At 65.7% G+C, this 14,478-nt stretch carries 9 protein-coding genes; 2 read left to right on the top strand and 7 right to left on the bottom strand.

Translation table 11 applies throughout. From position 1 onward, the window contains the following. Positions 1 to 25: 25 nt before the first annotated feature. Complete coding sequence (gene xdhB / locus L0U84_RS02750) at positions 26 to 2,395, bottom strand: xanthine dehydrogenase molybdopterin binding subunit (protein ID WP_233847507.1); 2,370 nt, start codon at positions 2,393 to 2,395, stop codon at positions 26 to 28. Positions 2,396 to 2,429: 34 nt separating this feature from the next. Continuing rightward, complete coding sequence (xdhA, locus tag L0U84_RS02745; protein WP_233847505.1) at positions 2,430 to 3,947, bottom strand: xanthine dehydrogenase small subunit; 1,518 nt, start codon at positions 3,945 to 3,947, stop codon at positions 2,430 to 2,432. A 388-nt stretch (positions 3,948 to 4,335) separates the two neighbouring features. Between xdhA and L0U84_RS02740 the strand changes: the two genes are divergently transcribed. Beyond that, complete coding sequence (locus tag L0U84_RS02740) at positions 4,336 to 5,547, top strand: MFS transporter (RefSeq protein WP_233847503.1); 1,212 nt, start codon at positions 4,336 to 4,338, stop codon at positions 5,545 to 5,547. 112 nt (positions 5,548 to 5,659) lie between these two features. On the opposite strand, the gene L0U84_RS02735 is transcribed toward L0U84_RS02740, so the two are convergent. The 4 genes from L0U84_RS02735 to aspT (L0U84_RS02720) form a co-directional block, all read right to left on the bottom strand. Beyond that, positions 5,660 to 6,883: a pyridoxal-phosphate-dependent aminotransferase family protein gene (locus L0U84_RS02735; RefSeq protein WP_233847501.1), complete on the bottom strand. Its 1,224-nt coding sequence runs from the start codon at positions 6,881 to 6,883 to the stop codon at positions 5,660 to 5,662. A 149-nt stretch (positions 6,884 to 7,032) separates the two neighbouring features. Then, positions 7,033 to 8,697 (bottom strand): bifunctional aspartate transaminase/aspartate 4-decarboxylase, encoded by a 1,665-nt coding sequence (locus L0U84_RS02730; RefSeq protein ID WP_233847499.1) that lies wholly within the window; start codon positions 8,695 to 8,697, stop codon positions 7,033 to 7,035. Positions 8,698 to 8,830: 133 nt separating this feature from the next. After that, entirely contained in the window at positions 8,831 to 10,513 is a 1,683-nt protein-coding gene (gene aspT, locus L0U84_RS02725; protein WP_233847497.1) for an aspartate-alanine antiporter, read from the bottom strand. Positions 10,514 to 10,647: 134 nt separating this feature from the next. Continuing rightward, positions 10,648 to 12,330 carry an aspartate-alanine antiporter gene (aspT, locus tag L0U84_RS02720; protein WP_233847495.1) on the bottom strand — a complete coding sequence of 561 codons (1,683 nt, stop codon included), beginning with the start codon at positions 12,328 to 12,330 and terminating at the stop codon, positions 10,648 to 10,650. 484 nt (positions 12,331 to 12,814) lie between these two features. Here aspT (L0U84_RS02720) and L0U84_RS02715 point away from each other — a divergent pair, with 484 nt between their 5' ends. Continuing rightward, positions 12,815 to 13,810 carry a 2-hydroxyacid dehydrogenase gene (locus L0U84_RS02715; RefSeq protein WP_233847493.1) on the top strand — a complete coding sequence of 332 codons (996 nt, stop codon included), beginning with the start codon at positions 12,815 to 12,817 and terminating at the stop codon, positions 13,808 to 13,810. A 44-nt stretch (positions 13,811 to 13,854) separates the two neighbouring features. On the opposite strand, the gene L0U84_RS02710 is transcribed toward L0U84_RS02715, so the two are convergent. Continuing rightward, on the bottom strand, positions 13,855 to 14,478 hold the full coding sequence (locus L0U84_RS02710; protein ID WP_233847491.1) for a plasmid fertility inhibition factor family protein: 624 nt from the start codon (positions 14,476 to 14,478) through the stop codon (positions 13,855 to 13,857).

Raw genomic sequence — 14,478 nt, 5'->3', positions numbered from 1 at the left:
CTCCCGCTCGTTCGCCACTCGCCAATCACGCCTGCCGCGCGGCCGCGGTCGCGGCCCGCACCGCGCCGACCGCCTTCAGAATTTCCTCGCTGGTCGCGGGCGCATTGAGCGGCGGATTGACCTGATGGCCGCCCACCGCCGACACCGCGTCGCGCACCGCGAAGAACACCGAGAACGGCAGCAGCAGCGGCGGCTCGCCGGTCGCCTTCGAACGATGGATGCTGTCCTCCACGTTGCGGTTCTTGAACAGCTTCACGTTGAAGACCGGCGGCACGTCGTTGACGGTCGGGATCTTGTACGTCGACGGCGCGTGCGTCATCAGCTTGCCGCCGGCGTTCCACCACAACTCCTCGGTGGTGAGCCAGCCCATGCCCTGAATGAACGCGCCTTCCACCTGGCCGACGTCGAGCGCCGGATTCAGCGATGCGCCCACGTCGTGCAGCGCATCGGCGCGCAGCACGCGCATTTCGCCGGTCAGCGTGTCGATCACGACTTCTGAGACCGCCGCGCCATACGAGTAGTAGTAGAACGGCCGGCCTTGCAGTTTCGACTGATCCCAGTAGAGCTTCGGCGTCGCGTAGAAGCCGTCGGACCACAGTTGGATGCGCGCGAGGTAAGCCTTCGCGACCACTTCCTCGAACGGCACGGCCACCTCGCCGACCACCACGCGATCGTGCGCGAAGCGCACGTCCCGCGCGTTCACGCTGCCCGCGCCGAAGCGCTCGGCCGCGAATGCGGCGAGCCGCTCGCGCAACTGGCGCGCGGCGTCCTGTGCGGCTTTGCCGTTCAGGTCGGAGCCGGTCGACGCGGCCGTCGCCGACGTGTTGGCGACCTTGCTGGTATCGGTCGCGGTCACGCGAATCCGGTTGAAGCCGAGGCCGAGTTCATGCGCGACGACCTGCGCGACCTTGGTGTTCAGCCCCTGGCCCATTTCGGTGCCGCCGTGATTCACGAGCACCGAGCCGTCGGTGTAGATGTGCACCAGCGCGCCGGCCTGGTTGAAGTGCGTGACGTTGAACGCGATGCCGAACTTGACCGGCGTCAGCGCGAGGCCCTTTTTCAGGATCTCGTTGTTCGCGTTGAATTCGTCGATCTCCTTGCGGCGCGCGCGATAGTCGCTGGTCGCTTCGAGTTCGTCGATCAGCTCGTGAATCACGTTGTCTTCGACCACCTGGCCGTACGGCGTCTGGTTGCGCTCGGTCTTGCCGTACAGATTGCGGCGGCGCACGTCGAGTGAATCCATGCCGCACGAGCGCGCGACGTCGTCGATGATGTACTCGATCGCGAACGCGCCCTGCGGACCGCCGAAGCCGCGAAACGCGGTGTTCGACTGTGTGTTGGTCTTGCCGCAGAAGCCGTCGATCGATACGTCCGACAGCCAGTACGCGTTGTCGAAGTGGCACAGCGCGCGCGTCATCACCGGGCCCGACAGGTCGGCGGAAAAGCCGCAGCGCGAGGTCATGTCGACCGCGACGCCTTCGATCACGCCCTCGTCGTCGTAGCCGACTTCATACGTGTAATGGAAATCGTGGCGCTTGCCGGTGACCATCATGTCGTCGTCGCGATCCGGGCGCAGCTTGACCGGGCACAGCAGCTTCCATGCGGCGAGCGCGGCGCAGCAGGCGAACAGCGCCGACTGCGATTCCTTGCCGCCGAACGCGCCGCCCATGCGCCGGCATTCGATCAATACGTTATGCGATGCAACGCCCAACGTGTGCGCGACGAGATGCTGCATTTCGGTTGGATGCTGGGTCGAGCAGTAGACGTGCATGCCGTCGTCGTCCTTCGGCACCGCGTACGAGATCTGCCCTTCCAGATAGAACTGCTCCTGGCCGCCGAGCAGCATCTCACCCGCCTCGCGACGCGCGGCGCGCGCGATCTTCGTGCCGGCATCGCCGCGCGCGAGCTTCATCGGCGGCAGCACGAACTGGTTCGCGGCGCGCGCCTGCTGTGCGCTCAGCACGGCCGGCAGTTCCTCGTAGACCACCTCGGCGCGTCGTGCACCGAGACGCGCCGCCTCGTGCGAGCTCGCGACCACGATGAACATCGGCTGGCCGACGTATTGCACGACGCCGTCGGCGAGGATCGGATCGTCGCCATGCACGATCGGGCCGACGTCGTTGACGCCGGGGATGTCGTCGGCGGTGAAGACCGCGACGACGCCGGGCGTCGCGCGCACCTTGTCGAGCGCGATCGACACGATCTTCGCGTGCGCCTTCGCCGACAGCCCCAGCGCCGCGTGCAGCGTGCCGGCCAGCTCGGGGATGTCGTCGGTGTAGGTCGCGCGGCCGCTCACGTGCAGATGCGCGGACTCGTGCGGACGCGACACGTGCACCTGGGTGAAGTCGGCGAGATCCTGAATCTCTTTCAGGAACGGTTCGGCTTGCTGGTTCATTGTTGGGTTCTCCGTATCCTTGGACGCGCGGCGCTCAAACGCTCGCGCCGGCCGGCGCGACCGCGCGCACGTCGAGCGCGCTCTTCAGCAGCGGCTGCTGCGCGCGCGTTTCGAGCCAGAAGCGGTACAGCGTGTTCTTCGCCGCTTCGAGGCGGTAGTCGCTGGTTGCGCGCATATCGGTGAGCGGCGCGTAGTCGTTGCCGAGCGCGAGCATCGCGGCCTGCGCGGTCGCCTCGTGCCATTCGGCGTCGCGCAGCACGGCTTCGGCATTCCCCGCGCGCTTCGGCGTCGCGGCCATGCCGCCGAACGCGATGCGCGGCTCGCGGATCACGTCGCCGTCGGCGATGAAAGAGAACGCCGCGCACACGGCCGAAATATCTGAATCGAAGCGCTTCGACAGCTTGTAGGTGCGAAAGCGCAGGTTCGCGCGCGCACCGCCGCGCGTGGGCACCTTCAGGCCGACGACGAACTCGTGCTCGGCCATGTCCTTCTTCTGATACGCGAGGTACAGGTCTTCGAGCGGCATCTCGCGCTCGATGTCGCCGCCCCGCACGATCACGCGCGCGCCGAGCGCGATCAGACCCGGCATCGAATCGCCGATCGGCGAGCCGTTCGCGATGTTGCCGCCGAGCGTGCCGGCGTTGCGGATCGGCAGCGACGCGAAGCGCTGCCACATCTCGGTCAGCTCCGGGTACTGCTTCGCGATCTCGGCATACGCTTTTTCGACGCTGACGCCCGCGCCGATCTCGATCCAGTCTTCGTTCGTTTCGAGCTTTTGCAGCTCGGCGATCTGCCCGACGTAGACGAGGTTGCCGAGCTCGCGCATCTGCTTGGTGACCCACAGGCCGATGTCGGTGCTGCCCGCGAGAATGCGCGCGGCCGGTTGTTCCTCTTTGATCTGGGCGAGCGCCGCGACCGTGCGCGGCGCGGCGAAGCGCTGGCCCGCGTACTCGTACTGGAACGTGTCGCGGCGTTCGAGCGTCGCGAGCGTGTCGGCGAGTGCCTTCACGTCGACCGGCGCTTGCGGCGCAGGCGCATCGAACATGCGTTCGCCCGCATCGACGATCGGCCGGTAGCCGGTGCAGCGGCACAGGTTGCCGGTCAGCGCATTGCCGATCGCCTCGCGCGACGGCACCGTGCGGTTCGCGCAGCTATGTTCGTGGCCGTGCTTTTCGTAGAGCGCCCACATCGACATGATGAAGCCCGGCGTGCAGAAGCCGCATTGCGTGCCGTGGCAGTCGACCATCGCCTGCTGCACCGGGTGCAGCGAGCCGTCCGGCTGGCGCAGGTCTTCGACCGTGAAGAGCGCGCGGCCGTCGAGGGTCGGCACGAACTGGATGCAGGCGTTGACCGCCTTGAAGTCGACGCCGCCCGCCGCGTTGCGCTCGCCGATCACGACGGTGCAGGCGCCGCAGTCGCCTTCGGCGCAGCCTTCCTTGGTGCCGGTGCAATGCGCGTCCTCGCGCAGATACTGCAGCACCGTGCGGGTGACGGGCGCGTCCTGGATTTCGCGGATCGCGTTGCGGTGATAGAAGCGAATCGGCTCGGTCATGTCTCGTTGCTCTCGTCTGATCTGGGTTCGCGCGGACCCGCCGCGTCGATGGTTTGAAAGCTATCACCATCAATAAACGCAACCCATAGCTCGGATCGCATGGGGGACATATTCTTCGCGCGATATCGAGATGGATTTGCGCGAGGCAACACTTATGTTGATCGGACGTTTTTGCCGTTTTTTTAGTTTTTTTGTGGATTAATTGACATATCCGGTCTCGACGTGCCCCGCGGTGCGGCCCAAAAATCGCGCGCTGGGGCGCAAAAACGGACCTTTATCGAGTCACAACCCGCCAAATATTCGTCCCATTTTTTAGGCACGCCCTGCAAGGGAATCGGTTCCATGGGAGAATCACGCCTTCCCGCCGATTTCAAGTCTCGTTTTCCCGATGTCCACCGACTCCGCGCCCGCCCGCAGCGAATTTGCGACGACCCTGCAGATCATTCCGGTCGTCTTTTTCACCTTTCTTTGCTACCTCACGATCGGTATTCCGCTCGCGGTGCTGCCCGGCTACGTGCACGCCGACCTCGGCTACAGCGCGGTGCTGGCCGGCGCGGCGATCAGCGTGCAATACCTCGCGACGCTCGCGTCGCGGCCGCTCGCGGGCCGTTCGGCCGATACGCTCGGGCCGAAGCGCACGGTGTCGATCGGTCTGCTCGGCTGCGGGGCGAGCGGTGTGCTGCTACTGCTCGCAGCGCTGACCGGCCAGTGGCCGGGACTGAGCCTCGCAGTGCTCGTGTGCAGCCGCCTCGTGCTCGGTTTCGGCGAGAGTCTGTGCGGCACCGGCGCGATTCTGTGGGGGATCGGCCGGGTCGGCACGTCCAACAACGCCCGGGTGATTTCGTGGAACGGCATCGCGACCTACGGCGCACTGGCAATCGGTGCGCCGCTCGGCGTGATGATCTCGCGCTCGATCGGCTTTACCGCGCTCGGCATTCTGGTGATCGCGCTCGCGGGGCTCGGCTACTATCTCGCGCGGCTGATCGCGCCGGTGCCGGTCGTGCATGGCGAGCGGATGTCGTATCGCAGCGTGTTCACGCGCGTGCTGCCGCATGGCATGGGCCTCGCGCTCGGCTCGGCCGGCTTCGGTTCGATCGCGACCTTCATCACGCTGTTCTATGCGGCCAGGCACTGGCCGAACGCGGCGCTGTCGCTGACGCTGTTCGGCACGCTGTTCATCGGCGCGCGCCTGCTGTTCGCGAACACGATCAAGACCTACGGCGGCTTTCGCGTCGCGATCGCATCGTTCTCGTTCGAATGCGCGGGTCTGTTGATGCTGTGGCTCGCGCCCGAACCGCATATCGCGCTCGCGGGCGCCGCGCTGACCGGCTTCGGCTTTGCGCTGGTGTTCCCGGCGCTCGGCGTCGAGGCGGTCGGGCTCGTGCCGCCCGCGAGCCGCGGCGCGGCGCTGTCCGCCTATTCGGTGTTCCTGGACCTGTCGCTGGGTATCACCGGGCCGCTCGCCGGATATATCGCTGGCGAGTTCGGCTACGGCTCCGTGTTTCTGTTTGCGGCGATTGCCGCCGCGGCGGCGGTGGTGCTTTCCACCGTGCTTTATCTGCGCGACGCCAGGCTAACCAGTGCGCCTGCGACGTCTTAACGTGTGTGCAGGTCGCTCCTTGGGGAGCGGCACCTGCTTCCATACCCACGCGCGGGGCAGAAAGTTCTCTCATTGAGCACAGGGAGCAGGTAGCGCCTGCCCCCTTGAATGCTCACCTCCCTTCGCTCAATCCTCGTTCGAGCGCCGCGACACCCGCCGGCAAATCGACCTTGACGCCGAGGTCGACCATCGTGCGGCCGAGCGCATGCACGGTGCGAAACAGGTTGTGCTCGCGGCACTGCTCGCCCATCTGGCCGATCCGCACGATCGGCAGACCGAACGAGCCGGAGATTTCCACCTGATGCTGCCGCGAGATATGCGCGCAGACGTCGGCGGGACTCAGGCCATCCGGCACCTCGATGCCGACCACCGAATTCAGACGACAATTCTCCGGCGCATAAAGCTGCAGCCCCATGGCGGCGACGCCTTGCTGCAACGCGAGCGAGCATTTCAGATGGCGTGCGAAGCGCTTCTCCAGCGTCTCCGCGCACACGAGCCGCAGCGCTTCGTGCAGCGCGAGCACGCCCGACACCGGCGCTGTGTAGTGATACCCGGCGTTGTGCCAGAAGTTTTCCGCGAGCGACGCATCGAGGCACCAGTGCGTATTGGGCACCGTGCGGCCTTTGACGCGTTCCCACGCCGCGTCTGAAAACGCGATCAGCGACACGCCCGGAATCGACGACAAGCCCTTCTGGCCACCGGTAATCACCGCGTCGATACCCCAGTTGTCCATTTCGAGCGGCATCGTGCTCAGCGTGCAGACGGCGTCGACGATCACGAGCGCGCCCGCTTCCTTCGCGAGCGCGGCGATGTCTTTCAGATGATGATTCCACACGGTGTTCGAGGTCTCGCCCTGCACGACCGTGACGACCTCGGGACGCTCGCGGCGCAGCGCGTCGGCGACCTGGTCGAGACTCGCGACCGTGCGGTCCGCGACTTCGAGCACGCTCACGCGCGCGCCGACGCGCCGGCCCATTTCGCCCATGCGGTCGCTGAAGAAGCCGTTCTTGATGCACAGCATGCGCGTGCCTTCCCACGCGAGATTGGAGATCGCCATCTCCATCGCGCCCGATCCCGGTCCCGCGACGCCGAGCACCCACTTCGACTGCGTCTGGAACACGTAGCGCGCCATCGTCTTCACCTGGTTGACCACCTTCGCCATCGTGCCGCCCAGATGGTTGATCACGATCGCATTGGCCTTCGCGACCGCGGCGGGAATCGGCACGGGGCCGGCGCCCATCATCAGCAGCGGTTCTTCGGGAAGGATGGCGTCGAGCGATTCGACAACCGGACAGGGGACGGACGAGACAACAGTAGTGGAGGTTGAAGTCGGCATGATCGGTGTGTGAATGTGAAGCGCAAAGGAACGAACGGCCTCGCGGCAGGCGCGCCGTTCGAGGCCGTTCGTCCGATCATTCACTGAACCGCGCGATTGCGCAAGTTTTTTGGCCAGGGTAGCGGGCCGCGACGCGCGACCCGCGTGAGTTACTTCATCACCTTGGTCTTGTCGAGTTTGCTGCCGGTCGCCGCGTTGTAGCGCTCGACGTAGTCCTCGATCAGCTTGCGTATCGCGCGACCGATCTTGCGGTAGTCGGACTCGTTCAGATTGGCGAGCGACACGCGCCCCGACGGATGCTGGGTGCCGAAGCCGCGGCCCGGTAGCAGCACCACGCGCGCCTCGCGCGCGAGCCGGAACAGCAATTCAGACGGCTCGGTGTTCTTCAGCAGCCATTCGACGAACTCGCGCCCGAACGCTCTTTCTCCGAGGAATTCGACGTCGATGATCGTGTAGTAGTCGACCTTGTTCGGATCGTCGTCCTCGAACGCGATGCCCACTTCTTCGTACAGCGCCTGCTTGCGCTTGCGGATCAGACGCTTGAGCGCGTTCTTGTACGCATCGGGCGTGTCCATCAGGGAGAACAGCGAGAACAGCACCATCTGCACCTGCTGCGGCGTCGACAACCCGGCCGTGTGATTCAGCGCCACCGTGCGGCTGTCGGCGACGAGCCGGTCGATGAACTTCAGCTTGTCGGGCTCGGTCGTGATCGACTCGTAACGATGATGCAGCTCCTTCTTCGCATTGGGCGGCAATTCGCCGATCAGCTTGTCGAGCACGTTGTCGCGATGCGTCGCCACCGCGCCGAGACGCCAGCCGGTCGCGCCGAAATACTTCGAGTACGAGTAGACGAGGATCGTGTTCTTCGGCGCGAGCGCGAACAGCGACACGAAGTCGTCGGCGAACGTGCCGTACACGTCGTCGGTCAGCAGGATCAGATCGGGCCGTTCCTTGACGATGTCGGCGATGTACTCGAGGCTCGCGTCGTCGACTTTCACCGACGGCGGATTGCTCGGATTGACGAGGAAGAACGCCTTCACCTTCGGATCGCGCAGCTTGTCGAGCTCTTTCTTCGAATACTGCCAGCCGTGCGCGACGTCGGCATTGATATGCACGACGTTCATCTGATAGTCGTTCAGCGCCGGGATCTCGATGTACGGCGTGAAGATCGGCATGCCGAGCGCGATCGTGTCGCCCGCCTTGATCAGATGATTCTCGCGCATCGTGTTGAAGATGTAGGTCATTGCCGCCGTGCCGCCTTCGACCGCGAAGATGTCGAACTCGCCGATGAACGGGTGCTTGCCGATCATCTCGTGCCGCAGATACTGGCCGACGATGATTTCCGACAGCTTCAGCATCCGGTCGGGCACCGGGTAATTCGACGCGAGAATGCCCTCGCACATCTCATACAGAAAGTCGGTCCCCGACAGCCCGAGCTGATCGCGCACGTACGACACCGCGCCGTGCAGAAAGTCGATGCCGGGCACGCCCCTGTTCTCGCGCAGGAACAGGTCGAAGCGCTCTCCAAGACCCTCGCGGCGCGGAAAACCGCCGACACCTTCCGGCATGTACGCGAACGAGCGCTCGGACTCGCGCATCGCGAACAGGCCGAGCTGCCAGAAGCCGTGGCGGGGGATCGTCGCGAGAAAGTTCGGGTTGCCACGGCCCGCGTTGAGCATCGCAACGTTGGCGGGCCGATCGACCGCGCTGCCGCCGGCGGCCTTGATCAGTTCGTCCTTCAGCTCGAACGGGCTCAGCGCGGCAAGACCCGCGTCCACGCTCGTGCGTTTCTTGTCGCCCTTCTCTTTTGCCATGATGCGTTCTCCAGTGAAGAGATGAAACACGCCGGCGTGGCGAGGGGTCCCGGTTGCTGCCGGCTATCGAGATCGATACGGAACGGCGTTCGATCACCGTGCGCTAAACATGCTGCAAACGTGCGATCAGCGGCTACACGAGCCCGACCACCAGCGGCCCGAGCAGCGTCAGCGCGACGTTCGCGATCGCATAGGTGATCGCGAACGGCACGGTGGGCACCGCGCTTTCGGCCTTGTCGAGCACGCCGCCGAACGCCGGGTTGGCACTGCGCGAGCCGGACAGCGCGCCGGCCAGAATCGCCGCGTTGTTGTAGCGCAGCACGTAGCGGCCGAACAGCATCGTCAGCAGCAGCGGGAACAGCGTGACGAACACGCCGAGCAGGAAAATCGTCATGCCGCTCTGCTTGACGGTGACGACCGCCTGCAAGCCCGAGTTCAGACCGACCACCGCGACGAACGCGGCGAGCCCGAAGTCCTTCAGCAGTTGCGACGCGGCCGAAGGCATCACGCCATACATCGGATACTTGCCGCGCATCCAGCCGAACACGAGCCCCGACAGCAGACAGCCGCCGCCCGAGCCGAGCGTGAGCGGCACCCCGCCGACGTTGACGACGATCAGCCCGATCAGCAGACCGATCACGAGGCCGACGCCCATGTAGATGAAGTCGGTCTTGTTGCTGTACGGCAGCTCGTAGCCGGCGGCTTCGACCGCGCGCCTGGTGTCTTTCGGCGAGCCGTAGAAGGTGATCACGTCGCCGTGCTGCAGCTCGGTTTCGGGCAGCACCGGCAGCGGCTGCCCGGCGCGCGAGATGCTCTGCACATAGACGCCGTGCCGCGTGTCGCGATCGATCAGCTGGCGCGCGGCCGCGATCGTCGTGTGATTCATGCCCTTGCGTGTGAACACGCCCTCGCGCGTTTGCATCACCACGCCGATGTCCTCGGCGTCGCCGACCTCGTTGCCTTTCGCGCCGAACGCGACGACCGCCTCGCGGCGGCCCACGACGAGCACGACGTCGTCAGGTTGCAGCACGAGGTCGGGCTTCGGGTCGATCTGCTGGCTGCCGCGCTTGATGCGCTCGATCGTCAGGCCTTCGCCGTGCAGGGACTCGACCGCCTGCACGCTCTTGCCGGCGCTGAAGTCGATCCGGTACGCGCGTCCGATCAGTTCGGGCAGCGCGGCCACCTGGCCCGGCCCGCGCGTCGGCGCCCCCGACGACAGCTCGCGCTCCGCCTCGATCGACGCTTCGCGCAAGCCCTGGCCCATGAACTTCGGCAGGATGTTCACGCACACGATGATCGCGCCGAGCGAGCCGAACACGTAGGTGACCGCGTACGCGATCGCGACGTCCGATTGCAGCGATTTGACCTGATCGGCGGGCAGGCCGAGCCGTGCGATCGCGTCGCCCGCGGTGCCGATGATCGCCGACTGCGTGAGCGCGCCGCCCGCGAGCCCGGCCGCGAGCCCTTTGTTCAGATGGAACAGCTTCGCGCACACCACCACCGTGATCAGCGCGCTGACCGCGAGAAACACGGCCATCGCGATCTCACGCAGCGTCTTGCGGTTCAGCGAATTGAAGAAACCGGGCCCGGAGTCGTAGCCGACCGCGTAGATGAACACCGCGAACATCACCGCCTTCACGCCGTTGTCGACCGTCACGCCCGCCTGGCTGATCACGACCGCCGCCAGCAGCGAGCCGCCCACGCCGCCCAGCTGGAACTTGCCGAACTTGATCTGCCCGATGAAATAGCCGACCGCGAGCGACAGGAACAGCGCCATCTCCGGTGACTTGTGAAAGATGTTGTGTAGCCAGTCCATCGTTCCCTCGCTAGGTAGTTGGCGGGTTCGTTGGTGATACCCGGTACGGGTACGGCGCGCGCCTGTGCCGCGCGAGCGCCTGATTTGCCGCGAGGTGCGAAGCGCTGCGCGGCATGCGACTGCGGCAAGTCCAGCTAGCCGAGCTTGCCGGCGAGACCCACCACCACGGGCCCCATCAAAGGCAACAGGATGTTGGAGAGCGCGTAAGTGATCGTGTAGCCGATCACCGGCGTCGAATTGCCGGTCACGCCGACGAGCGCGCTGATCGCCGGCGTGCTGCACTGCTGGCCCGCGATCGCCCCGAGCAGCATCGGCGCTTCGAGCTTCAGCAGCGCATGGCCGATCCACAGCGACAGCAGCCCCGGCACGAGCACCATCAGGATGCCGGCGAGCGGCAGCGCCAGCCCGTATTCGCGCACCAGCTTGATCGCGTCCGGCCCGGCCGACAGCCCGACCGCGGCGATGAACGTGGCGAGTCCGAAGTCCTTGATGATCTGCGCGGCCGCCGACGGCAGCGAGCCGACGAGCGGATGACGTGAGCGCACCCAGCCGAACAGCAGCCCCGACAGCAGACAGCCGCCGCCCGTGCCGAGCGCGAGCGTCACGCCGCCGATCGAGCCGCCGAGCCGCCCGATCGCCATACCAACCAGCACGCCCAGGCCGAGATAGACGAAGTCGGTCTTCTGGGTAGGCGGCAATACGTAGCCGAGCCGCTTCGCGCCGCGCTCGACGTCGGCTTTCGCGCCGACCAGCGTCAGCACGTCGCCGCGATACAGCTCGGTGCCGGGCAGCGCCGGAATCGTCGATTCGAGCCGTGTGATCGCGGCGATATAAACGCCGCGCGCATTTTCCGGCTTGGCCTGGGCGCGCAGCTGCTCGACCGTCATCCCGTTGACGTCGGGCCGCGTCAGCACCACGTTGAGCCGTTGCGCGAACACCTGGGCGAAATCGGCGCCAAGCACCTCTTCGCCGAGGCTGGCCGACGCCGCGACGACCGCTGCGCGGCGGCCGGCGACGAGCACCACATCGCCGGCCGCGAGCCGCGTCTCCGTGGCGACCGGCAGGTCCGCGCCGTTGCGCTCGATCTGCTCGACGGTCAGGTTGTAGCCGTATTGCTCCTCGAGCGCGCGCACCGTCAGGCCAGCCGCATTGCCGATGCGAAACGCCCGGCCGACCAGCGCCGGGGCGGCCGCGCTCTGCCCCTCGCTGAACGCCCCTTCGCCGCCGAGCCTGCGCCACACGCGCTCGGCTTCTTCGCGCAGATTGACGCGCAGCAGCAGCGGCGCGAACTGGCTCGTGAACAGCACGATCGTGATCAGGCCGAACAGGTAGCTGACGCTGTAAGCGGTCACGATATTGGCCTGCAGACGCTGCGTGGCCGCATCGCCGAGACCGAGCCTTGCGATCGCCTCGGAGGCGGTGCCGATCACCGCCGACTCGGTCGCCGCGCCCGCGAGCAGTCCGGCCGCGGTGCCGACGTCGAGCCGCATCACGCTGACCGCGATCAGGATCAGCACCAGCACTGAGACGATTTCGACCAGCGACAGCACGCCATAGCGCCAGCCGCGCCCGATGTTCGCGAAGAACTGCGGCCCACCGGTAAAGCCGAGCGCGAAGATGAACAGCGCGAACGCGATGTTCTTCAGGTCGGGGGCGATGCGCGCACCGCTCTGCCCGAGCACGAGCGCGACGATCAGCGTGCCGCACACGCCGCCGAGCTGAATCGGGCCGATATGAAATGAGCCAATGAAATAGCCAATGGCGAGACACGCGAAAAGCGCGATTTCGGGTTGCGATCTCAGCAATTCACCGATCATGTGGGCTCGCCGATTTACAGGTTGATTAAAGAAAACAGAACACCAACCGCTCGAAAACCGAATCAAACCGTCTGAGGCAAGGTGACACAGGTGACGCGATGGTGACGTCGCACGCGCAACAGGCGCGATGCACGGCGCATCAAATGCGCCGATAAAAACGCAACTATGAAAGGAGATCCACGCGTTGGGTGCCGGCAAGAGCCGCACAGCTGGGCACCTTGACGCCCGGACGAACGCGCCGCCCGGCATTGCCGGCGGTGGAACGATTTCCCGAACGCCCGACAGTTACTCTTTCGTCGCGAAGTCGCCTAACATCGTGAAAAAGATAATCTGCTGTTTGGCCAGTTTCTTTCAGCATGTTTGTACATGCTTTGTTCGGAATGCTGGTTAATTGATATTGCAGTTTGGCAACCCTGTCAATGTCATTTTCTTACGGAAAACCGACTTCGCAAAACGTCTGAAGCACACTTCTTCGGAGCCCGATATGCGCACGATCCTGTTCAGCAGTCGTCAGTACGACGTCGACACTTTCACCGAGGCCAATGCCGCGCACGGCTATGAAGTGCATTTCCAGGAGTCCCCGCTCGATAGCGAGACCGCGATCCTCGCGCATGGCTACGACGTGGTCTGCCCGTTCGTCAACGACCACGTCGACGCCGCCACGCTCGAGCGGCTTCACGCGGGCGGCACGCGCATGATCGCGCTGCGCTCGGCGGGCTTCAATCATGTCGACCTCGCGGCGGCCGAGCGGCTCGGCATGCCGGTCGCGCGTGTGCCGGCCTACTCGCCGTATGCGGTCGCCGAGCACGCGGTCGGGCTGATTCTCGCGCTGAACCGGCGCCTGCCGCGCGCGGTCGCGCGCACCCGCGAAGGTGACTTCTCGCTGCATGGGCTGCTCGGCTTCGACCTGCACGGCAAAACGGTCGGCGTGGTCGGCACGGGCATCATCGGCCGGGTGTTTGCGCGCATCATGGCCGGCTTCGGCATGCAGGTGCTCGCCTACGATCCGGGGCCGCCCTCCGACGAGCTGCTCGCGCTCGGCACGCGCTACGTGCCGCTCGATACGTTGCTCGCCGAATCGGACGTCGTCAGTCTGCATTGCCCGCTCTTGCCCGACACCTATCACCTGATCGACCGCGCCGCGCTCGCGAAGATGAAGCGCGGCGCGATGCTGATCAACACCGGGCGCGGCGGGCTCGTCGAGGCGAACGCGCTGATCGGCGCGTTGAAGGACGGCCAGCTCGGTAATCTCGGGCTCGACGTGTACGAGGAAGAAGGCGGCATCTTCTTCGAGGATCATTCGAATCTGCCGCTGCAGGACGACGTGCTCGCGCGTCTGCTGATGTTCCCGAACGTGATCGTCACCGCGCATCAGGCGTTCTTCACGCGCGAGGCGATGACCGAGATCGCGCAGACCACACTCGCGAACATCGCGGCGTGGCAGGCGGGTACGCCGCGCAACGTCGTGCGGGCGGGGTAGCGGGGACAACCGTGGCGCGCGCGACTTGCCGCGGACCGCGAAAGCTAGACGTCGCTGTCGCCGCCCAGCTGGGTCGAGCGAATCTCGGTGCGCGCGTCATCGGCCGCGCCGCACAGCTCGCGCAGCAAGCCCGCCTCGCGCTCGTGCACTTCGACCGGACACCAGCGCGCGCCCGCGTCGGCCAGATAGCGCGCGCGATGCTGGCCGTTGCGAAACGCCACCACCCCTTCGCGCTCTATGCCGACCCAGCCGAGCAGTCCAGGCGCGCGACGCGTGGAGATCGTCACGTAGGGCATCTGCGGAATGCGCGCGCTGTCGGGATCGAGAAACTCTCGAATGCCGCGGACCTTGCCCGCATGCCATTCGGCGACCGGCTTCAGCACGTAGTCGGTGTTGTCGCGATCCGCGCACGCGAGCAGCTTGCGCAGATCGACGAGCACGACCTGGTGACGGGTGCCGTCGGTGACGAATACGCGCTTCAGGCGCACATGGTCGTACCAGGAATGCTCGCGCAACGGCACGATCCAGACCGTTTCGGCGCAACCCGGCACGGGGGCCGGCGTTGAAGTGGGCAAAGTCAGGGACAAAGGCAGGCTCGGCAAGCTGGCGGCAGGAAGCCAGCGCATTAATAGAGCGGTAACGCTACGAGCGGGGTGTGACAGAAACAT

It is taken from the genome of Paraburkholderia sp. HD33-4 (assembly GCF_021390635.1).
Lineage (GTDB): Bacteria > Pseudomonadota > Gammaproteobacteria > Burkholderiales > Burkholderiaceae > Paraburkholderia.
This window is presented reverse-complemented; position numbering and strand designations above follow the sequence as displayed.